Here is a 22066-nt window from a genome sequence, read left to right on the forward strand (position 1 = left end):
ATCTGAGGTGCTGCGGGATCATGCTGTGCTGCACACGGCGCGTTGCCCTAGGCGACGTGAAGATCAAAAAAACGTCGATCATCGCAGGTCAAAACAAAACGCGCCGCCAGACTTCAAATTCAGTTTTCTTCTTCGAGCCAGCAGGTGCCGTGCTGGGCGAGCATCGCGCTTGCTGCTGCCGGCCCCCACGTGCCTGCTGCATACGGCTTCGGCTTGCCCGACGCGGCCCATTCGTTGAGGATCGGCTCGACCCACTTCCATGCGGCTTCCTGTTCGTCGCGGCGCACGAACAGCGCGAGACGCCCGTTGATCACATCCAGCAGCAGGCGCTGGTATGCCTCCATCTGGCCTTCCTTGAAGAACTGGTCGAAGGCGAGGTCGAGGTGCACGCTCGACAGGTTCATCCCTTCGCCCGGTTTCTTCGCGAGGCAATAGAGGCGAATGGTTTCATTTGGCTGCAGGCGGATCACCAGCCGGTTCGCGCCCGCGCGCAGTGCCGACGCACCCAGTGCCGAATGCGGCACCGGCCGGAAGTTCACGACGATTTCCGCGATGCGATCGGCGAGCCGTTTGCCCGTGCGCAGGAAGAACGGCACGCCCGCCCAGCGCCAGTTGTCGATCTCGACCTTCAGCGCGACAAACGTTTCCGTTGCACTGTCCTGTTTGACGCCGGGTTCCGTCGCATACGCGGGCACCGACGTGCCCCGGATGACGCCCGCATGATATTGACCTCGCACGGCGACCCTGCTGATATCGCGCGGATCGATCGGCTTCAGCGCACGCAGCACGCGCAGCTTTTCATCGCGGACGGAATCCGAGTCCATCGAATGCGGCGGTTCCATTGCGACGATCGAGAGCAGTTGCAGCAAATGGTTCTGCACCATGTCGCGCAGCGCGCCCGTATTGTCGTAGAAGTCGCCGCGCGCCTCGACGCCGAGTTCTTCCGCAATCGTGATCTGGATGCTCTCAACCCACTCGCGACGCCACAGCGGTTCGAACAGCGCATTGCCGAAGCGCAGCGCCAGCAGGTTTTGCACGGGCTCTTTACCGAGGTAGTGGTCGATGCGGTAGATCTGCCCTTCGGCGAAGATTTCGCCGACCGCGTCGTTGATCGCATTCGACGAACGCAGGTCGTAGCCGAGCGGCTTTTCGAGCACGATGCGCGCGTTCTCGTTCAGACCGACGGACGCAAGCGCGCGGCAAATCGGCACGAACAGCGACGGTCCCGTCGCCAGATAGAACACGCGCGTGCCGGGCAGGTCCCGCACGGCATCGCGCAATTGCACGAAGTCTTCCGCGTTGCCGAGATCGAGCTTCACATACTCGATACGATCGATAAAGCTCGCCCACGCGTTGTCGTCGACGCCGCTCTTCGCGACGTGCGCCTTCACGTGCTCATTGACCCATCGCAGATAACCGTCACGGTCTGCCTCATGACGCGCGACGGCCACGATCTTGCCGCTCGCCGCGAGCATACCCGCACGGTGTGCTTCATACAGTGCAGGGAGGATTTTGCGCATCGACAGATCGCCAGTTCCGCCGAAGAGAACGAAGGTGAAGCTAGAGTCGGTTTGCATGCGTCTCCGTGGGATATCCGATGGGCGTGTAAGGCGCCCGTAGTCCGATAAAATTTTTTTTGACACTGAATTGTAGTTTAACTACAATCCAAATCAAGAGGTAACGTGAATTCGGTGAAAAAAGCGTGCGTGGAGGGTGAACTAGCGCGTTTTCGCGGGTGCACGTAGCTTCCCTGCATGTTAACGGACAACGCGTCCAGCATGCGCCTGAGTGCCTTTCGAGCGCGGCGCAGCATGGCGGAAAGAGGCGTTGTCAGCGAATGACATGCGCGGGCCACCTCGAGTCTGCAACGCGCCGCAGTCAGAAGGCGGAGCAGGCAAAAATCAAAAGAGGAGACAGTTCTTGCACTGCACATCACTCATCTCTTGAGCGTCATGCGGCCGAACCTCGGCGCGCTGGCACATCCATATCGACATGTGCCTGACCGACGCTCGACCGTCCAGCGTATTGCCTGTTTGACCAACCATCACACCCTGGTGACATCAGGGGCCACTCGTTTTTAGTTCAGGTGTCTGGAGGAGATAAGCAATGAAATTCCGTGCGATCATGGGCGCCCTGTGCGCCGCAGGTCTGATGTGTGGCGTCGCCACGGCACAGGCGGCCGAATCTGTCGAAGTGCTGCACTGGTGGACGTCGGGCGGCGAGTCGAAGGCCGTCGGCGTGCTGAAAGACGACCTGCAGAAGCAGGGTTACACGTGGAAGGACTTCGCGGTGGCAGGCGGCGCGGGCGCAGCGGCCATGACGGCACTGAAGACCCAGGTGATCTCGGGCAACGCGCCGAGCGCGGCTCAGATCAAGGGCCCGCTGATCCAGGACTGGGCATCGCAAGGCGTGCTGGTGAACATCGATTCCGTCGCTGGCGACTGGAAGAAGAACCTGCCGCCCGAAATCGACAAGATCATGCATGCAGACGGCCACTATGTCGCGGCGCCGTTCTCGGTGCACCGCGTCAACTGGCTGTACATCAACAAGGCTGCGCTCGACAAGGCAGGCGGCAAGGTGCCGACCACGTGGCCCGAGTTCTTCGCTGTCGCCGACAAGATGAAGGCAGCGGGCATCCAGCCGATCGCGATGGGCGGCCAGCCGTGGCAAGACCTGACGCTGTGGGAAGACGTCGTGCTGTCGCAAGGCGCGGACTTCTACAAGAAGGCGCTGGTCGACCTCGACCAGAAAACGCTGACGTCGGACAAGATGCTTGGCGTGTTCGACACGGTCCGCAAGATCCAGGGGTACTTCGACAGCGGCCGCACGGGTCGCGACTGGAACCTGGCGACGGCAATGGTCATCAACGGCAAGGCCGGCATGCAGTTCATGGGTGACTGGGCGAAGGGCGAGTTCGCGAACGCGAACAAGAAGTCCGGCTCGGACTACATCTGCGCGGCCGTTCCGGGTACGGAAAAGTCGTACACGTTCAATGTGGACTCGTTCGTGTTCTTCCAGCAGAAGGGTCAAAAGGCCGCAACGCCGGGCCAGCTGGCGCTCGCGAAGACCATCATGAGCCCGGAATTCCAGGAGCAGTTCAGCCTGTACAAGGGTTCGATTCCCGTTCGTCTCGGCGTGTCGATGGATAAATTCGACGACTGCGCGAAGAAGTCCTACGCTGATGAACAGGTGGCCATCAAGTCGGGCGGCTATGTGCCGTCGCTGGCTCACGGCATGGCTCAGCCGGACGCAGCGGCGGGCGCTATCTCGGACGTCGTGACGAAGTTCATGAACTCGAATCAGGACTCCAAGAGCGCAGTTGCCGCTCTCGCGAAGGCTGCGAAGACGAAGTAAGCAGTCGTAGCACAGTTGTAGCAGAACGCCCGGCGCGCATGGCCTTTAATGGATTCGTACGTGCCGGGCGACGATGGTGCAATGCATCCGCGCCTCTGCCGTTTCCGGCGTCTTCCCTGATGCCTGACGGTACAGTTCCAGGAGTCGAGTTGTGACTGCTTCTATTAGCGGAAACGCAAAAGGCACGGCGTCCGCAGCACGCCGCGTATCGCCGATGGCGGCAATGGCCGACCGCTGGATTCCGAAGCTGGTGTTGTCGCCCAGCATCGTGATCAGCCTTGTCTTTGTCTACGGTTTCATTCTCATCACGGGCTATCTGTCGCTGTCCACGTCGCGACTGATGCCGCGTTACGACTTCGCCGGTTTCGAGCGCTATACAGAGCTGTTCGATAACGACGTCTGGTGGACGTCGGCGAAGAACCTCGGCTGGTTCGGCATTCCGTTCATCGCGATCTGCGTCGGGCTGGGTCTGTTCCTCGCCATCCTGCTCGACCAGAAGATCCGCAATGAAGGCGCATTGCGCGCGGTGTTCCTGTATCCGATGGCACTGTCGTTCATCGTGACGGGCACGGCGTGGCAGTGGATTCTGAACCCCGATCTCGGCTTCCAGAAGGTGCTGAACGACTGGGGCTGGACGAGCTTCTCGTTCGGCTGGCTGGGCGACCCCGACAAGGCGATTTTCTGCGTCGTGATCGCGGCCGTGTGGCAGTCGACGGGCTTCGTGATGGCGCTGTTCCTCGCCGGATTGCGCGGTGTCGACAGCGAAATCTTCAAGGCCGCGCAAGTGGACGGCGCAACGCTGCCGACCATCTACCGCAAGATCGTGATTCCGAGCATGCGCCCGGTGTTTTTCTCGGTGCTGCTGATTCTCTGCCACATCACGATCAAGACCTTCGACCTCGTCGTCGCGTTGACGGCGGGCGGTCCGGGTACGTCGTCGTCGCTGCCCGCGATGTTCATGTATACGTTTTCGTTCAACCGCGGGCAACTGGGCGTCGGCGCTGCGTCGTCGATGATGATGCTCGCAACCGTCGTGGCCGTGCTCGTGCCGCTGATGTACCTTGAATCGAGGAGCACGCGCAATGCAGCCTAAGATGAACATCAGCCGTGCTGTCATCTACGCGGCACTGATTCTGTTTGCGTTGTACTTCCTGTTCCCGCTGTACGTGATGCTGTCGACGTCGTTCAAGGACATCGACCAGCTACGCACGGGCAACCTGCTCACGCCGCCGTCGCACTGGACGGTCGCGCCGTGGGTGAAGGCGTGGAGCGAGGCGTGTACGGGTGTGCGCTGCGAGGGGATGCAGCCGTTCTTCTTCAATTCGGTGAAGATGGTGATTCCCGCCGTGCTGATCTCGTCGATCATCGGCGCGTTCAACGGCTATGTGCTGACGCACTGGCGCTTTCGCGGCGCGGACGCGCTCTTCACGATGCTGCTGGTCGGCTGCTTCATTCCGTTTCAGGCGATCCTGCTGCCGATGGCGCGTCTGCAAGGCTTCTTCGGCCTGTCGAACACGATTGGCGGTCTGGTGCTGGTGCACGTGGTCTACGGTATCGCGTTCACGACGATGTTCTTCCGCAACTTCTACGTGAGCGTACCGGCCGAACTTGTGAAGGCTGCGCGGATCGACGGAGCAGGGTTCTTCATGATCTTCACGAAAATCATGATGCCGATCTCGCTGCCGATCTTCATGGTATGCCTGATCTGGCAATTCACGCAGATCTGGAATGACTTCCTGTTCGGTATCGTGTTCTCCGGTGTCGATTCGATGCCGATCACCGTGGCGCTGAACAACCTCGTGAATACGTCGACGGGCGTGAAGGAATATAACGTCGACATGGCGGGCGCGATCATCGCGGCACTGCCGACGCTGCTCGTCTATGTGATTGCCGGCCGCTACTTCGTGCGCGGCCTGACGGCGGGCGCGGTGAAAGGCTAATTTTTCTTTGGCGTGCTGCCCGCTTCATTCGATGAGGTGGGCGGCGGCTTGAACGGTATTCGGCTCGCGTCGCCAGCTAGCGACGCATCAGCAGTACAGAGACTAGAGGATTCACAGCATGGCAAGCCTTTCCATCCGTGACGTGTACAAGACCTACCCGAACGGGGTGCCTGTCCTGAAGGGTGTCAACATTGACATCGAAGACGGTCAGTTCCTGATTCTCGTCGGCGGCTCGGGCTGCGGTAAGTCGACGCTGCTTAACATGATCGCCGGTCTCGAGACCGTGACGAAGGGCGAGATTCAGATCGGCGGCAAGACGGTGAACAACCTGTCGCCGAAGGATCGCGATATCGCGATGGTGTTCCAGTCGTATGCGCTGTATCCGTCGATGACGGTGCGCGACAACATCTCTTTTGGCTTGAACATTCGCAAGGTGCCGAAGGGTGAGCAGGATCAGATCGTTTCGCGCGTGTCGAAGCTGCTGCAGATCGAGCATCTACTGGATCGCAAGCCGGGCCAGCTTTCCGGTGGTCAGCGTCAGCGCGTGGCGATGGGGCGTGCGTTGGCGCGCGATCCGGCGATGTTCCTGTTCGATGAGCCTTTGTCGAACCTGGATGCGAAGCTGCGGATCGAGATGCGCTCGGAGATCAAGCTGCTGCATCAGCGCCTGGGCACGACGATTGTTTATGTGACGCATGATCAGATCGAGGCCATGACGCTGGGTGATCGTATCGCCGTGATGAAGGACGGAATCGTTCAGCAGTTCGGTGCGCCGCAAGAGATCTATGACTCGCCTTCGAATCTGTTCGTCGCTGGGTTCATCGGTGCACCGCCGATGAACTTCATTCAGGGGAAGGTTGTTGAGCAGGGTTCGGGCGTTGGGCTCGAGTTGGATACTGGCGTTAAGCGCTCGGTGCTGAATCTGCCGTTCGATGGCGCGGTGAAGGGACATGTCGGCAAGGAAGTGATTCTTGGCCTGCGTCCTGAACGCATCACCGATACGCGTAATGCTCACAACGTCGAGGACGGTAAGCTGCAGCCGATCGAAGTCAAGGTCGATGTGATCGAGCCGACTGGCCCTGACACCCTGGTGTTCGCGCAAGTGAATGGCAAGCGAATCGTCAGCCGGGTTCACCCGGGCGCTAATCCGCAACCGGATCAGAACATGTCGCTGATGTTCGATGTTTCCAAGGCAGTTCTGTTCGATCCAAAGTCGGAAGAGCGAATTGCTTAAAGTTTAACGACTGCTGTTGGGTTGGTTTCGAGAAAGCCCCGAGGGATAAGATTCGCTCGGGGCTTTCTGGGCTTTGGGCTTCAGGTTTCGTTTATGCGGGCGAAGGAGCGTTCGCCATACGGTGGCCATACGGCCATATACATTGGATTGCTACGCTCGCCCTCAACTCCAGCCGGAGGACAAACGAGTTGTCAATGCGGCAGCCTTACATCGAGCTTAAACGTCACCAGTCGCGCGACAAGAATAAAGCCCGTAGCGATCAGCACACTGTAGACGGTATCGAAGTTGATATAGTCGAGCAGCAGATACAACCAGCAACCAACGAGCGCACAAGTCGCATACGGCCGAGAGTCCCGCAGAATGAGCGGGACCTCATTGCAGATCACATCGCGAATGATCCCGCCGAACACGCCGGTGGCGACGCCCATCATCGAAGCCACGAACCAGGGCATCTGCGCATCGAGTGCTAACGACGTCCCCGAAATACTAAACAGCCCAAGCCCAACAGCATCCGCCACCAGCAACACACGTTCGTTGAAAACCCGCGTATAAGCCTTCAGCACAAACGGCGCGAAGAACGACAGAGCAAAAATCAGAATCGCATACCACTGATGCTCGACCCAATAGAACGGCCTCCGATCGAGCAAAATATCTCGAACAGTCCCGCCACCGAAAGCGGTCGCCATCGCCACAAGAAAAGTCCCAACCGCATCGAGCCGTTTCGTGCGAGCCTCGATAAAACCTGAGATCGCGTACGCAAGAATAGCCAGCGCCTCCATGATGGCAAGCGCGAGAGAGAGGCGAGGATGCATCGTTGGATAGCCTTCTTAGGCTTTGACAGAGGAAGAAGGCGAAGACCCGGGACCAACCGACCCAGGCTGTAACAAAACCAGCACAGCCCCTGCGCCACCATCATGCGCACGAGCCTGAGAAAACGCTATGACTTCTTCCTTTTGCACGAGCCACGCGCGGACCTTGCCTTTCAGCACCGGTTCTTTCCCGATCGACCCCAGTCCTTTCCCATGAATCACGCGCAGACACCGCAGCCCCTTCTTGCTCGCCTCGCGAATGAATTCGGATAGAGCCTCGCGCGCTTCCTCGCGACGCATCCCGTGCAGATCGAGCTGCGCCTGCACGATCCAGGCACCGCGTCGGAGCTTCTTAACGATCTCCTGACTCACACCCGGCCGACAGTAGGAAAGCGACTCATCGGTATCGAGCAGCACTTCGGGATCGAACTCATCGGAGATCGCTTCGTGAAGCACGGCTTCTTCGTCGAGTTTGGTCTGAAGGGGAACGGGCGCGGGCGGCGTTCGAGCGACCGACGCGCGAGGCTTCGCGCCCAGTGGTGCGACTTCACCGATTTCGCGCCGGAACATGTCGGCATCGGCGGCCGCTTCGCGCGACGCTTGCGCCGCCGCAGCCTTCTCACGCTCAGCACGTTGAGAGGCGCCTTTCAACGCATCGCGCAAGCCGCCGAGCCCGGCCAGTCCAGCACCCGTCTCCACCAAAGGCTTCTTCAATGAAGACGTAGACGACGAAGTAGCAGAGCCCGCAGCATCAGCAGGACTGGAAGCCGCGGTACGCGGCCGTTTCGGTTCGCTCGGATGGGGAAGATTCTTGGGCATGGCAATCGAAGCTGAAAACAAAAGGGCCGCCGGCATCACGCCGCGGCCCCTACGAACATCGAACATCTCAACAAGCGCGGCAAGCGTGCTGCATGCCGCTATTCTACCGATCCGTGGACTTGGCTCGATGCGAGCGCCCTGACGCGCGCCCAACGAGCCCAGCGACGAAAGCAGAAATCAGCGATCCGCCTCAGCGCTCATCGCGCGCTCGCCAATCGACTCATGGATGCTTTCCAGATAACGCTGGGCATCCAGCGCAGCCATACAGCCCGTGCCCGCGCTCGTGATCGCCTGACGGTACACGTGATCCTGCACGTCGCCGGCCGCGAACACGCCCGGCACGCTCGTGCCCGTCGCGTTGCCGTTCAGGCCGCCGTTCGTGATGATGTAGCCGTTCTTCATCTCCAACTGGCCTTCGAACAGATCCGTGTTCGGCTTGTGGCCGATCGCGACGAACAGGCCTTGCAGCTCGATATCGGTGGTCGCGCCCGTCTTCACGTTCTTGATGCGCAGGCCGTTGACGCCGCCGTCATTGCCTTGCACTTCGTCGAGCACGTGATCCCACTTGATTTCGACGACGCCTTCCTTTTCCTTCTCCAGCAAACGGTCGATCAGGATCGGCTCGGCGCGGAACTTGTCGCGGCGGTGGATCACCGTCACCTTCCTGGCGATGCCCGCGAGATACAGCGCTTCTTCAACGGCCGTATTGCCGCCGCCGACCACGGCGACGTGCTGGTTCTTGTAAAAAAAGCCGTCGCAGGTCGCGCACGCCGACACGCCGCGGCCCATGAACAGTTCTTCCGACGGCAGGCCGAGATACTGCGCCGACGCGCCCGTCGCGATGATCAGCGAGTCGCACGTGTACTCGCCCGAATCGCCGATCAGGCGGATCGGCTTTTCGTCCAGCCTGGCTGTGTGGATGTGATCGAACACGATCTCGGTGTTGAAGCGCTCGGCGTGCTCGAGAAAGCGAGCCATCAGTTCCGGACCTTGTACGCCGTTGGGATCGGCGGGCCAGTTTTCGACGTCCGTCGTGGTCATCAGCTGGCCGCCCTGCGCGAGGCCCGTGATGAGCAGCGGCGACAGGTTGGCGCGCGCCGCGTAGACGGCCGCCGTGTAACCGGCAGGGCCGGAACCGAGAATCAGAACCTTCGCGTGTTTGGTCGAGGAAGCTGGCATGATCGAAATCCGTTAAAAGCGCCGGTCCGTGGCACAAGGGAGCGGTTGCCAGACCGGCGGTGCTGGCGTCGAGCCGGAAAACCTGCTTGACACGTTAGTTGGGTATAAGCCCCGTATTATAAAGGGCAGGGCAAGCCGCCGCTTCATGAAGCTTTACGATCAAACCGATAGCCGATGTCGAACGGCTAAGACGCGTTCGCCGCCGAAAACGCCGGAAACCACCCGGATCGGCCGCAAAACGTATGGGATTTACGACATTCCTGGTCGTCCGGCCAACGTTACCGTCATTTACAGCCTTGCGCGCAACAGTGCGTTTACAATAGTCGCCAACGAACGACAGGCGGCTTGCCGGTAGACATCGTGGGCATCTGAGTCAGTCCCGGCAGGCGAACGAAGGGCAACAGAAGCCGGCACCCCAAACCGCTGCAGGCCGCCACACGCAACAGGCTCAATGGCAAAAGCTCCATACTCCGCGAACGCGCAGGCATTGCCTCACCGCATGTCGCGCCTTTTCACCGAAATCCGCTGGATTCTCCAGGTGGCGTTAGGCGTCTTCCTCGTGATGGCGCTGATCAGCTACAGCCGCCGCGACCCAAGCTGGACGCACGCGGCGGCCGTCGATCACATCTCGAACTGGGCCGGACGCGTCGGCGCCTGGACCTCGGACATCCTCCTTCTGCTCTTCGGCCTGTCCGCCTGGTGGTGGATCGTGCTGCTCGCGCGCCGCATTTCTGCGAACTACAGGCGCATCACGCGTCAGGAAGAGCCCGCCGAAGACACGCCGCGCGACAATAGCTGGCTCGCCGACGTGTTCGCGTTCGTGCTGGTGCTGCTCGCATGCGACGGCATCGAGGCGCTGCGCATGTGGTCGCTGAAAGTGCAGTTGCCGCGCGCGCCGGGCGGCGTGATCGGCGAGGCGGTGGCGAAGGGCGTCTCGCACGCGCTCGGTTTCACGGGCGGCACGCTGGCGCTGCTGATCGCGCTTGGCATCGGGCTGTCGCTTTATTTCCGTTTCTCGTGGCTCTCGGTGTGCGAGAGGGTCGGCGATTCGATCATCAATGCCGTTACGCTCGCCAAGCTGCGCCGCGAGGCAGGCCGCGACCGCAAGCTCGGCGAAGCCGCCGCCGTGAAGCGCGAAGGCAAGGTTGAACAGAACCGCGTGAAGATCGAGGAGCACGAGCCGGTGATAATCGTCCCGCCCGTGACGAAGCCGGAGAAGTCCGAACGCGTCGAGAAAGAACGCCAGGTGCCGCTGTTCGAGAGCCTGCCCGGCGATTCCACGTTGCCCGCGATCTCGCTGCTCGATGCCGCCCCCGCCACCCAGGAAACCATCTCCGCCGATACGCTCGAATTCACCTCGCGACTCATTGAGAAGAAGCTGAAGGATTTCGGCGTCGATGTGAGCGTAGTTGCAGCGTATCCTGGTCCGGTCGTCACGCGTTACGAAATCGAACCGGCGGTCGGCGTGAAGGGCAGTCAGATCGTGAACCTGGCGAAGGACCTGGCGCGCTCGCTGTCGCTGACGTCGATCCGCGTCGTCGAAACGATTCCGGGCAAGAATTTCATGGCGCTCGAACTGCCGAACCAACGTCGTCAGACGGTGCGGCTGTCGGAGATTCTCGGCTCGGCCGTCTACGCCGACGCCGGGTCGCCGCTGACGATGGGTCTCGGCAAGGACATCGGCGGCAAGCCGGTGTGCGCGGACCTCGCAAAAATGCCGCACTTGCTGGTTGCGGGCACGACGGGCTCGGGCAAGTCGGTCGGTATCAACGCGATGATTCTCTCGCTCTTGTACAAGGCGAGCGCGGACCAGGTGCGAATGATCCTGATCGATCCGAAGATGCTCGAAATGAGCGTCTACGAGGGCATTCCGCATCTGCTGTGTCCTGTCGTCACGGACATGCGCCAGGCCGGTCACGCGCTGAACTGGACCGTCGCCGAAATGGAGCGCCGCTACAAGCTGATGAGCAAGCTTGGCGTGCGGAACCTCGCGGGTTTCAACAATAAGATCGACGAAGCGGCGAAGCGCGAAGAGAAGCTTCCGAATCCGTTCAGCCTGACACCGGACGATCCTGAACCGCTGTCGCGTCTTCCGAATATCGTCGTCGTGATCGACGAATTGGCCGACCTGATGATGGTGGTCGGCAAGAAGGTTGAAGAACTGATCGCACGAATCGCACAGAAGGCGCGCGCGGCGGGCATCCATCTGATTCTCGCGACGCAGCGTCCGTCGGTCGACGTGATCACCGGCCTCATCAAGGCCAACGTGCCGACGCGGATGGCGTTCCAGGTGTCGTCGAAGATCGACTCGCGCACTATCCTCGACCAGCAAGGCGCGGAATCGCTGCTCGGCATGGGCGACATGCTGTATCTGCCGCCTGGTTCGGGTCTGCCCGTCCGGGTGCACGGCGCGTTCGTGTCCGACGACGAGGTGCATCGCGTGGTCGAGAAGCTCAAGGAGCAGGGCGAGCCGAACTACATCGAAGGGCTGCTGGAAGGCGGCGTATCGGGTGAAGGCGACGAAGGTTCCGCAGAGGGGGCGGGAACCGGAGCGGGCGGCACCGAGTCCGACCCTCTATACGATCAGGCCGTCGAAATCGTCGTCAAGAATCGCCGCGCGTCGATCTCGCTCGTGCAGCGGCATCTGCGCATCGGCTACAACCGCGCCGCACGTCTGCTCGAACAGATGGAGCAGTCGGGGCTGGTGTCCGCAATGTCGTCGAACGGCAACCGCGAGATTTTGGTGCCGGCGCGCGAGACGGATTGACGTTCGCTGCCCGAGCGCTACAAGGGAGAAAACCACATGCTGCAAACCATTGGGTCTAAGACCCGTCTTGGCAATCTGATGCGCGCGCTCGCTTTCGGCGCATCGATGCTCATCACTTCGCATGCGTTCGCGAGCGGCACTGAGCAACTCAAGCAATTCGTGTCGCAAGTGCGTTCCGCGCGCGGCGAGTTCGTGCAGACGGAAGTGCGGGCGCCGAGTAACGCGCAGCAACAGGCGAGCGGCGTGCTATCGACGCAAAACGCGTCGCAGAACAAGGTGTCGAGTGGCTCGTTTACGTTCGCGCGGCCGGGCAAGTTCATCTGGGCGTACGAAAAGCCGTATGCACAGCTGCTACAGGCCGACGGCGACAAGCTCTACGTGTACGACAAGGATCTGAACCAGGTGACGGTGCGCAAGCTTGGCGGCGCGCTCGGCGCGAGCCCGGCCGCAATCCTGTTCGGCAGCAACGATCTCGACAAGAATTTCACGCTGAAGGACGCGGGCGTGAAGGCGGGCATCGACTGGCTCGAACTCATTCCGAAGTCGAAGGACACGCAGTTTCAGCGCGTCGGCATCGGCTTCAAGGAGGGCAACCTCGAAGCAATGGAACTTCACGATGTGTTCGGCAACGTGACGTTGCTGAAATTCTCCAACATCCAGAAGAATCCGTCGCTGCCCGCCGACGCGTTCAAGTTCACGGTGCCGAAGGGCGCCGATGTGATCAACGGCTAAATGCCTGTCACGCCTGAAGGCCGGGCGACGGATGCGCGGCCTTCATATCGTCGATAAACGCATCGACGATTTCCGTCCGATGCTGCCGCGTGCGCGTGACCATATGGAACGCAACGCGGTAGCCCATCTGCTGACGGTTTACCGCGGCGAGCAAACCTTCCTTCACATATGGCGCCGCGAAGTGCCCCGGCAGATAGCCGAGGTGATGCCCCGATAGCACGAGCATCGCGACGGCCTCCATGTTGTCGGCGACGGCGGTGACATTGTGCGGCGTCGCCGACGCGTCGGCTTCCGGCAACGGATAGCTGCGCCATGCCCATTCGTGCTGCGCGGCGTCGGCGGCTGAGACATTGCCTGCCTGCGCGAAGAGCGGATGCCCTTTCGCGCAATACGCGAACTGTTCCTCGGAAAAAATCTCCGTGTACTCAAGCGACGGCACGCGATGCCAGAAGTATCCGATGCCGATCTGAATCCGTCCGCTCAACAGCAGTTCTTCGAGTTCGCCAGGTGAGCGCACCAGAATTGAGAAACGCACCGATTCGTCGCGAGCGCGAAACCGCGCAATTGCATCGCTGATTCGCGCACTTTCCGACACCGGCGTGTGGCCAATCATGCCGATCCCGAGCGTGCCGACCAGCTTTCGTCCGACGTTTCGCGCCTGCACGCCGAACGCATCGACGGCGCAAAGCAATGCGCGCGCCGCTTCGACGAACTGTTCGCCTCGCGCGGTCAGGCTAAAACCGCTGCGCCCGCGCTCGCATAGCCGGTAGCCCAGACGCGTCTCGAGCGTCGACAGTTGCGTGCTGATGGTCGACTGTCCTACGTTCAAGGCAGCCTGAGCAGGCGAGACGCCGCCCGCGTCCACAATGGCGAGGAACACGCGAATCAGGCGCAGATCGAGATCGGTGAATTGCGAGAACATACGGCAGGATACATCGGCGTAAATCGATGTGAAGTTTGTTCCGCCGGCATTTTATCTTCGCCGGAACTGCACAAAAATAGGAGATGCCTGGGCGCCCGCGCGTTGCGGTTGCTGGATTCAACGCTTTTTTTAGACGCTGTGCTTCTCATTGGCGGACCACGATGAATACTTCCTCGAATTTCGTTTCCCCCGACCTGACCGAACGGCCGCAGCCGCTGTCAGGCAACGCGATGCCGCGCTCTGGCGGAATCGCCACGATGATGCGGCTGCCGAACGTCGGCTCAGCGCAAGGGCTCGATGTGTGTTTCGTCGGCGTGCCGTTCGATCTGGGCACGTCGAACCGCACAGGCGCGCGCTTCGGCCCGCGTCAGATTCGGGCCGAATCGGTGCTGCTGCGTCCATACAATATGGCAACGCGCGCGGCGCCGTTCGATTCGCTGCGTGTCGCGGATATCGGCGATGTCGCCATCAATCCGTACAACCTGCTGGATTCGATCTGCCGCATTGAGCGCGCTTACGATGAAATCCTGGAACATGGCACGAAGCCGATCACGCTGGGCGGCGACCATACGATCACGCTGCCGATTCTGCGCGCGATCCACCGCAAATATGGCAAGGTCGGCCTGATTCACGTCGACGCCCACGCGGACGTCAACGACATGATGATGGGAGAAAAGATCGCGCACGGCACGCCGTTCCGCCGGGCGGTCGAAGAGGGTTTGCTCGATTGCGACCGCGTAGTGCAGATCGGCTTGCGTGGTACGGGCTACGCGGCGGAAGACTTCGACTGGTGCCGCGATCAGGGCTTTCAGGTCGTGCAGGCAGAAGCGTGCTGGAATCAGTCGCTGGTGCCGCTGATGTCGCGTGTGCGCGAGCAGATGGGCGACGGCCCCGTCTACTTTACGTTCGATATCGACGGGATCGATCCGGCCTTCGCGCCGGGTACGGGCACGCCCGAGATCGCCGGGCTGACGGTGCCGCAGGCGCTCGAAATCATCCGTGGCGCGCACGGGCTGAATATCGTCGGCTGCGATCTGGTGGAGGTCGCGCCGCCATACGATCCGTTCGGCACGACGGCGCTGCTCGGCGCGAACCTTGCCTTTGAACTGTTGTGCGTGCTGCCGGGCGTCGAGTATCGGCCGTCGACGCGATAGTTCGTCGCATAGGCATCGGCACGACGCCACGAGCAAGGACGGTTCGCAGAATCGTTTGGACAACGCCCGCAATGTCCGTTGTGGGCGTTTTTATTTCTCGCCATCCAACGTCGAGGTTGCCACCGCACCACCATTTTTAAGAATAGTGAGCTAGAGACGGACTACTTGCCCCGGTACGCTACATGGGCCTCGGCGCGATGTCGATCAAGATTCCTGGATAAATCAGGGAGCGCGCCGGCAGTCTTTCCTAATCCGTCTCCGCAGGATCAAATCATGTACGGTGATTGGCAGAATTCCCAGGCCAAAGTTGATCGTTATTCATCCGCCGTCTCCCAGTATGGCAACGCACGCTTCGATGCCGCGCTCGCACTGCTCGAACCGCTGCTGACATCGCATACCGCCGATGCGCACGTTTTCAATCTGGCCGCCGCGTGCTGCCTGTCGCTGGATCGTTTGGACCATGCGGAGATCTACTGGCGGCGAGCAATCGCACTGAAGCCCGATTACTGCGACGCGCACAACAACCTCGGCGTCGTGCTGAAAGAGTCGGGCCGCCTGGACGAAGCAAAGGCCTGCTATCACAAGGCACTCTCGATTTCGCCGACACACGCGGGCGCTTACGTGAACCTCGGGCGGCTCCATGCGCAACTAGGCCGTTCGGACGAGGCTGAATCCTGCTATCTGCGCGCGCTGGAACTTCAGCCCGGCGACGGCGATGTCTACGTGAATCTTGGCGTGCTGTATCAGGAGCAAATGCGCTTGCGTGAAGCCGAGGCCGCGTACAAGAGCGCGATTGCCGCCAATCCGCGCGACGCCAAGGCCCATTTCAATCTCGGCGTGGTGCTCAAGATGCAGCATCGCTTCGCCGAAGCGGAAGCGTCGTACCGGCACACGCTTGCGCTTCGGCCCGACTACTTCGAGGTGAAGATCAACCTCGCGCATCTGCTGCTCAACGTGGGTCGCCTGGAGGAGGGATGGGCGCTGTTCGAGACACGCTACGAGCGCGCGTGGCCGGCGCGTAAGGTCGCGCCACCGCCCGTCGATTTCCCGCTCTGGCGCGGCGAGCCGCTCGCGGGCAAATCGTTGCTCGTGTGGCCGGAGCAAGGGCACGGAGACAGTCTGCAATTCTGCCGCTATCTGCCGATGCTCAAGGCGCTCGGCCTCGCGAAGCTGAGCCTCGCGTGTTCGCCTGCGTTGCGCAGCCTGCTCGAAACCATCGAGGGCGTCGACGCATGCATTCCACTCGACGGCGAACACGATATTCCGAAGCACGACTACGTGTGCCTGACGATGAGCCTGCCCCATCGGCTCGGGACGACGCTTACGACCATTCCGGCCGGGACGCCGTATCTGAGCGTGCCGCCGGCATACGCCGCCCAATGGAAAGGACGGTTGCCAGAAGGCGCGCGCAGGGTAGGCCTCGTCTGGGCCGGCGATCCACGTCCCGATCAACCGGCGATCAACGCTGTCGACCGCCGCCGCTCGCTCGACGCGCGCGCGTATCTCCCGCTGCTGCGCGTGCCGGGCATCACGTTCATCAGTCTGCAAAAAGGCGCGTTGACGCAGCCGCAAATCGACACACTACCGCTGGAATTTCGCCCGTTCGATCCGATGCACGGGGTTCACGAGTTCGCCGACACCGCCGCGATCATCGAGCAACTCGACCTCGTGATTTCCGTCGATACCTCCATCGCGCATCTGGCCGGTGCGTTGAACAGGCCGACGTGGGTTCTGTCGCGCTACGACGGCTGCTGGCGCTGGCTACATGATCGCGACGACACGCCGTGGTATCCGCGCACGCGTCTGTTCCGTCAGACGCAGCCAGGCGAGTGGGACGGAGTGATCGAGCGCGTGAGAATCGCGCTCGAACAATGGCCGGCTCACGAACGCGCGCCGACCTGAAGGTCTCACACGAAAGCGCTTACGCATATGCCTGCTTGCGCACGGACACGAACGCGAGATAGAACACCGCGCCGATTACGAGCGCGGGCAGCGTTGCACCGAGATTCGGCAGCCACTGATTGATCGCCTGATACGCGGCAATGCCGAACGCCCACGCGATGAACGCGCTCATATGCCAGCCGCCCGAGTAGGCGTAGCGGCCTTGCGTATCGGCGAGCGCTTCGACGTCGATGCGGCGCTTGCGCACGATGAAATGATCGACCAGCACGACGCCGAACAGCGGCGCGAACACGGAGCCGATCAGCAGCAGGAAGTTCTGATATTTCGCCATCGGCACAGCGAGCGCGATCAGCGTGCACAGCGCGCCGAACGCCGCCGACAGCAGCGGCACGCTCGCGCCCGTCCAGAACGTGCCCGTCGACACCGCTGCCGAGTGCACGTCGGCGAATGCATTGTCGATTTCGTCGATCAGCACCAGCAGCAGCGCAAAGCCGCCGCCTGCCTGCGCGAGCGCAGTCGTCAGCAGCGCGTCGCCGCCGCCCGCGGCCAGTCCGTACACGGCGCCCAACGCGTAGAACCAGATGTTGGCAATGCCGTAGCCGAGGATGGTGCCGCGGAACGTCTCGCCCGCCTTGCGGCCGAAGCGCGTGTAATCGGCGATCAGCGGCAGCCATGACAGCGGCATCGCGACGACCAGATCGATCGCGCCGCCGAACGGCATCTCACCATTGCCCGGACGCCGCATCAGCGTGCCAAGGTCATGCTGCATGAGCAGGCTGTACGTGAGCCACGCGGCGCCCGCGAGCAGCAGCCAGATGCCCCACGAGCGCAAAAAGCGCCGCACGAACGAGAGCGGGCCGCTGATCGCGAGCAGTGTTGCGAGCACGCCGAAAATCAGCGTCCAGACGAGCGGGGCCGAGAAGCCGAACGCCTGTTTGGACAGGGCGTCGGCGGAATCGCGCATCACGATCACTTCAAACGAGCCCCAGCCGACCAGTTGAACCATGTTCAGCACGGCGGGAATCGACGCGCCGCGCACGCCGAGCGTCGGACGCAGCGACGACATGGCCGCGAGGCCCGTGTCCGTGCCGATCACGCCCGCGAGCGCGAGCAGCACGACGCCGATCACGCTGCCGATCAGAATTGCCAGCAGCGCGTGCGGCAGCGAAAGGCCGGGCACGAGCAACGCGCCCGCCTGCGCGACCAGCAGGCCGATGCCGAGCGAAAACCATAGAGCGAAAGCGTCGCCCGTTTTGAACGCGCGGCGCCCATCCGGCACCGGCTTGAGCGGCGCGTAGGTCGAGCCGGTCTCGCCGGCAATGGGATCCTGAGCCATCGAATCTGTTTCCTGTCTGTCGTTGTCGTGTCGGCTGCCGCTTCGCCGTCCTGTTGCGATGTTGCACGGTACGCGTCTTGCGGACCGTCCATCAGATATCGCCTATGACGTCTGCCGCGGGCCTCGCCGCGCGGCGGCTGTCATAATGCGCAAGTCTGCATGCGCAGCCGCAGGCCGGATGACGGTTTCACGCGGATGCGCGCCGTTCCGGGGCAGGCCGTCGCGCGCAAGGCGGTGCACGCTATGCATCGTGACGGTTTATACCCGAAAAGCCGAGATTATCCCCAAAACGCCATGTTCGAAGAAACCCGCGCCAACGTCCCTCTCGCCGAGCGCCTGCGGCCCCGCACCATCGACGAAGTCATCGGGCAGAAGCATCTGCTCGGCCCGAACAAGCCGCTGCGGGTCGCGTTCGAGTCGGGCGAAGCGCATTCGATGATCCTCTGGGGCCCGCCCGGCGTCGGCAAGACCACGCTCGCGCGCCTGATGGCCGACGCGTTCCACGCGCAGTTCATCGCGCTGTCGGCGGTGCTGTCGGGAGTAAAGGACATCCGCGAAGCCGTCGAAACGGCGCAGATCCATCGCGCGAACGGCCACCAGACGCTCGTGTTCGTCGACGAAGTGCATCGCTTCAACAAGAGCCAGCAAGACGCGTTCTTGCCGCACGTCGAGTCGGGCCTGTTCGTGTTCGTCGGCGCGACGACGGAAAACCCTTCGTTCGAGGTGAACAGCGCGTTGTTGTCGCGGGCGTCCGTCTACGTGCTCAAGAGCCTCGACACTGACGAGCAGCGCGAACTGCTGGCCCGCGCGCAGCAGGAACTCGGCGGCCTCACCCTCACAGACGAGGCGCGCGACGCACTGATCGGTTCCGCCGACGGAGACGGCCGCAAGTTGCTGAACAACATGGAGATCGTCGCACGCGCGGCCGCCCGCCAGAAGAAGACGGAGATCGACGGCGAACTGCTCGCGAGCGCGCTCTCCGAAAACCTGCGCCGCTTCGATAAGGGCGGCGACGCGTTCTACGACCAGATCAGCGCGCTCCACAAGTCGGTGCGGGGCAGCAACCCGGACGGCGCGCTGTACTGGTTGTGCAGGATGCTCGACGGCGGCGCGGATGCGCGTTATCTGTCGCGGCGTCTTGTGCGCATGGCGTGGGAAGACATCGGTCTCGCCGATCCGCGCGCTGCACGCATCGCGCTCGACGCCGCCGAAACCTACGAGCGCCTCGGCACGCCCGAAGGCGAACTGGCGCTTGCGCAGGCCGTGATTTATCTGGCCGTCGCGCCGAAGTCGAATGCTGGCTACAACGCGTACAACGCGGCGCGCAGTTTCGTCGGCAAGGACCAGTCGCGCGCAGTGCCGATCCATCTGCGCAACGCGCCGACCAAGCTGATGAAGGAACTGGGCTACGGCCACGAGTATCGCTACGCGCACGACGAGCCGGACGCGTACGCCGCGGGCGAAACCTATCTGCCCGACGGCATGCGCGAGCCGCGCTGGTATCAGCCGACGCCGCGCGGGCTCGAGGGCAAGATCGGCGAGAAGCTCGCGCGCCTCGCCGACCTGGATGCGCAATGGCGCAGCGAGAACGGCAAGAAAAGCTGACGCGCTCGTCGCGCCTCACCCGACAATGCCGCCGGCCGGCCGCGGCGGTGCGTTAAAATCGCCCACTCAACCAACGAACTGTCGCCCCCACTCATGCTTGACATCCAGTTGCTGCGCAAAGACATCGACGGCGTCGCGAAGCGCCTCGCCGATCGCGGCTATATCCTCGACGTCGCGGCTTTCTCCGCGCTCGAAGCCGAACGCCGCGCCATCCAGACCCGTACCGAAGAGCTGCAGGCAAAGCGCAACAGCCTGTCGAAGCAGATCGGTGCGATGAAAGGGCGGGGCGAAGACACGTCCGCGGTGATGGCCGAGGTGGGCGGTATCGGCGACGAGATGAAGGCGTCGGCAGTGCAACTCGAAGACATCCAGAAGCGCCTGTCGGATCTGCTGCTCGGCGTGCCGAACCTTGCGCACGAAAGCGTGCCCGTCGGCAACGACGAGGCCGGCAACGTCGAAGTCCGCCGCTGGGGAACGCCGCGCCAGTTCGACTTCGAGATCAAGGATCACGTCGACGTCGGCACGCCGCTCGGGCTCGATTTCGAAACGGGCGCGAAGCTGTCGGGCGCGCGCTTCACGCTGCTGCGTGGACAGATTGCGCGTCTGCACCGCGCGCTTGCGCAGTTCATGATCGACACGCACACGCAGCAGCACGGCTACACGGAAGTCTATACACCGTATATCGTCAATCCCGAAATCCTGTTCGGCACGGGCCAACTGCCCAAGTTCGCCGACGACATGTTCCGCGTCGAAAAGGGCGGCGGCGAAAACACGGTGACGCAATACCTGATCTCGACGTCGGAGATTTCGCTGACTAACACGGTGCGCGACAGCATCGTCGACTCGAACGAATTGCCCATCAAGCTGACGGCTCATTCGCCGTGCTTTCGCTCGGAAGCGGGCTCGTACGGTCGCGACACCCGCGGCATGATCCGTCAGCATCAGTTCGACAAGGTCGAGATGGTGCAGATCGTGTCGCCCGACACGTCATACGACGCGCTCGAGCAGATGGTCGCGCACGCGGAAGTGATCTTGCAGAAGCTCGAACTGCCGTATCGTGTCATCACGCTGTGCACCGGCGATATGGGCTTTTCGGCAGCGAAAACGTATGACCTAGAAGTGTGGGTGCCTGCGCAGAATACCTATCGCGAGATCTCGAGCTGTTCGAACACGGAAGCGTTCCAGGCGCGCCGGATGCAAGCGCGCTTCCGCAACGCGCAGGGCAAGCCCGAACTCGTTCATACGCTGAACGGTTCGGGCCTCGCTGTCGGCCGTACACTTGTCGCCGTGCTGGAGAATTTCCAGAACGCCGATGGCTCGGTGACGGTTCCGGCCGCGCTGCGCCCGTATCTCGGTGGCGTCGATCGACTTGAAGTGAAGGCGTCTGCCTGAGCGTGTTCTGGACCGTCCAAGTTCTTATCGAAGTTTCTGCGAAAAAAACTTGGAAATCGAAAAGAGGTGTTCTATAATCTTCGTCTCACGCAAGCAACGACCCGCTTAGTGTGAAGCGACAAGACCACCTTGGTGGGAAGTCAAAGAATCTGGAAAGGTGGCAGAGAGGTCGAATGCGCCGGACTCGAAATCCGGTATACGGTTATACCGTATCGTGGGTTCGAATCCCACCCTTTCCGCCAGATGCAAACGAAAACAGGCCCTTCGGGGCCTGTTTTCGTTTGTGTTGTCTATATCCATGCCGATATTCGCCCGGTTCGGCATACGCGACCTCGAGCGTCGCAATTTACAAGGCGTGTGTGTCACGCTCCCTCTTTGACTTCATTGTCGCAAGTCCCAGGCGCATGTTCGTCTGCACTTCGTATGTCATTACGCTCAGCGAGCATGGGCGTGTTGCTGAACGCGGCTGCAAGATGCATTGGTACGGTCGTTGCGTGACAGGTCGTGTCTGCTAAACCACAATTGGAGTCACGATGACGAACCCAAACCGCGAGCAAACCACACAACCGGAAGACCCGGCTGAAATCCCTCCGAACGAGCTAAACAAGCCGGTCGGCGACGCTATTCCGACGCCGGTTGAGCCAGGCATCGATCAACCATTGCCCGAGAAGCCGAAAACGGACGATGAAAATGCGGAGAACCCTACAGGCGATGATGCCCCGCCGACAACCGAGCCATCCCAAGGTCCAACGGATTTCGCATGATGTAGCTTTGCGCAAATCCATCTGGCATCTCGCCTATGCACCGCCGGCCCGAAACGGTCAAATGGGCACATGACCGTTTCGGATTGCGCACCCAATCCCGCCATTAAAGCGCTCAAGTAAACGAGCGCCTTTTGATTCACATCAAGAACTGTACACT

At 61.7% G+C, this 22066-nt stretch carries 17 protein-coding genes and 1 tRNA gene; 12 read left to right on the forward strand and 6 right to left on the reverse strand.

The genetic code is table 11. The annotated features are described in order from the left end of the window. Positions 1-119: 119 nt before the first annotated feature. Positions 120-1577 (reverse strand): glucose-6-phosphate dehydrogenase, encoded by a 1458-nt coding sequence (gene zwf / locus BPHY_RS03140; RefSeq protein WP_012400038.1) that lies wholly within the window; start codon positions 1575-1577, stop codon positions 120-122. A 529-nt stretch (positions 1578-2106) separates the two neighbouring features. Between zwf and BPHY_RS03145 the strand changes: the two genes are divergently transcribed. From BPHY_RS03145 to BPHY_RS03160, 4 genes are all read left to right on the forward strand, one after another. Next, positions 2107-3354 carry an ABC transporter substrate-binding protein gene (locus BPHY_RS03145; RefSeq protein ID WP_012400039.1) on the forward strand — a complete coding sequence of 416 codons (1248 nt, stop codon included), beginning with the start codon at positions 2107-2109 and terminating at the stop codon, positions 3352-3354. A 151-nt stretch (positions 3355-3505) separates the two neighbouring features. Next, positions 3506-4447: a carbohydrate ABC transporter permease gene (locus tag BPHY_RS03150; RefSeq protein ID WP_012400040.1), complete on the forward strand. Its 942-nt coding sequence runs from the start codon at positions 3506-3508 to the stop codon at positions 4445-4447. Next, positions 4437-5294, forward strand: coding sequence for a carbohydrate ABC transporter permease (locus tag BPHY_RS03155; RefSeq protein WP_012400041.1), 858 nt, complete (start codon positions 4437-4439; stop codon positions 5292-5294). Before BPHY_RS03150 ends, BPHY_RS03155 begins: the two co-directional genes overlap by 11 nt. Positions 5295-5412: 118 nt before the next feature. Beyond that, positions 5413-6528 (forward strand): ABC transporter ATP-binding protein, encoded by a 1116-nt coding sequence (locus BPHY_RS03160; RefSeq protein WP_012400042.1) that lies wholly within the window; start codon positions 5413-5415, stop codon positions 6526-6528. A 191-nt stretch (positions 6529-6719) separates the two neighbouring features. On the opposite strand, the gene BPHY_RS03165 is transcribed toward BPHY_RS03160, so the two are convergent. The 3 genes from BPHY_RS03165 to trxB all read right to left on the reverse strand — a co-directional run bounded on the left by BPHY_RS03165 (position 6720) and on the right by trxB (position 9335). Continuing rightward, a complete protein-coding gene (locus BPHY_RS03165; protein ID WP_012400043.1) occupies positions 6720-7340 on the reverse strand; it encodes a trimeric intracellular cation channel family protein in 621 nt (206 codons plus the stop codon). Between the two features lie 15 nt (positions 7341-7355). After that, positions 7356-8156: a Smr/MutS family protein gene (locus tag BPHY_RS03170; RefSeq protein WP_012400044.1), complete on the reverse strand. Its 801-nt coding sequence runs from the start codon at positions 8154-8156 to the stop codon at positions 7356-7358. 177 nt (positions 8157-8333) lie between these two features. Then, on the reverse strand, positions 8334-9335 hold the full coding sequence (gene trxB, locus BPHY_RS03175) for a thioredoxin-disulfide reductase (protein ID WP_012400045.1): 1002 nt from the start codon (positions 9333-9335) through the stop codon (positions 8334-8336). Between the two features lie 451 nt (positions 9336-9786). Here trxB and BPHY_RS03180 point away from each other — a divergent pair, with 451 nt between their 5' ends. Both BPHY_RS03180 and lolA read left to right on the forward strand, forming a co-directional pair. Then, positions 9787-12102 carry a DNA translocase FtsK gene (locus BPHY_RS03180; RefSeq protein WP_041763254.1) on the forward strand — a complete coding sequence of 772 codons (2316 nt, stop codon included), beginning with the start codon at positions 9787-9789 and terminating at the stop codon, positions 12100-12102. A gap of 36 nt (positions 12103-12138) precedes the next feature. After that, positions 12139-12834 (forward strand): outer membrane lipoprotein chaperone LolA, encoded by a 696-nt coding sequence (lolA, locus tag BPHY_RS03185; RefSeq protein ID WP_012400047.1) that lies wholly within the window; start codon positions 12139-12141, stop codon positions 12832-12834. Positions 12835-12841: 7 nt separating this feature from the next. Here lolA and BPHY_RS03190 read toward each other — a convergent pair whose 3' ends face one another. Then, the gene (locus tag BPHY_RS03190; RefSeq protein ID WP_012400048.1) at positions 12842-13756 is read right to left on the reverse strand and encodes a LysR family transcriptional regulator; all 915 of its coding nucleotides are present in this window, start codon (positions 13754-13756) and stop codon (positions 12842-12844) included. Positions 13757-13917: 161 nt separating this feature from the next. Here BPHY_RS03190 and speB point away from each other — a divergent pair, with 161 nt between their 5' ends. Together speB and BPHY_RS03200 are read left to right on the forward strand one after the other, a co-directional pair. Beyond that, positions 13918-14910, forward strand: coding sequence for an agmatinase (gene speB / locus BPHY_RS03195; RefSeq protein ID WP_012400049.1), 993 nt, complete (start codon positions 13918-13920; stop codon positions 14908-14910). Positions 14911-15183: 273 nt separating this feature from the next. Continuing rightward, positions 15184-16812 (forward strand): tetratricopeptide repeat protein, encoded by a 1629-nt coding sequence (locus tag BPHY_RS03200; protein ID WP_012400050.1) that lies wholly within the window; start codon positions 15184-15186, stop codon positions 16810-16812. A 19-nt stretch (positions 16813-16831) separates the two neighbouring features. On the opposite strand, the gene cytX is transcribed toward BPHY_RS03200, so the two are convergent. After that, positions 16832-18148 (reverse strand): putative hydroxymethylpyrimidine transporter CytX, encoded by a 1317-nt coding sequence (gene cytX, locus BPHY_RS03205; protein WP_012400051.1) that lies wholly within the window; start codon positions 18146-18148, stop codon positions 16832-16834. Positions 18149-18442: 294 nt separating this feature from the next. Between cytX and BPHY_RS03210 the strand changes: the two genes are divergently transcribed. From BPHY_RS03210 to BPHY_RS39245, 4 genes are all read left to right on the forward strand, one after another. Further along, a complete protein-coding gene (locus BPHY_RS03210; protein ID WP_041763688.1) occupies positions 18443-19753 on the forward strand; it encodes a replication-associated recombination protein A in 1311 nt (436 codons plus the stop codon). A gap of 93 nt (positions 19754-19846) precedes the next feature. Beyond that, positions 19847-21145 carry a serine--tRNA ligase gene (gene serS / locus BPHY_RS03215; RefSeq protein ID WP_012400053.1) on the forward strand — a complete coding sequence of 433 codons (1299 nt, stop codon included), beginning with the start codon at positions 19847-19849 and terminating at the stop codon, positions 21143-21145. A gap of 151 nt (positions 21146-21296) precedes the next feature. Further along, positions 21297-21387: transfer RNA gene (locus tag BPHY_RS03220), tRNA-Ser, on the forward strand. 291 nt (positions 21388-21678) lie between these two features. Beyond that, the gene (locus tag BPHY_RS39245) at positions 21679-21909 is read left to right on the forward strand and encodes a hypothetical protein (protein WP_012400054.1); all 231 of its coding nucleotides are present in this window, start codon (positions 21679-21681) and stop codon (positions 21907-21909) included. Positions 21910-22066: the final 157 nt, after the last annotated feature.

Source organism: Paraburkholderia phymatum STM815, assembly GCF_000020045.1.
GTDB lineage: Bacteria > Pseudomonadota > Gammaproteobacteria > Burkholderiales > Burkholderiaceae > Paraburkholderia > Paraburkholderia phymatum.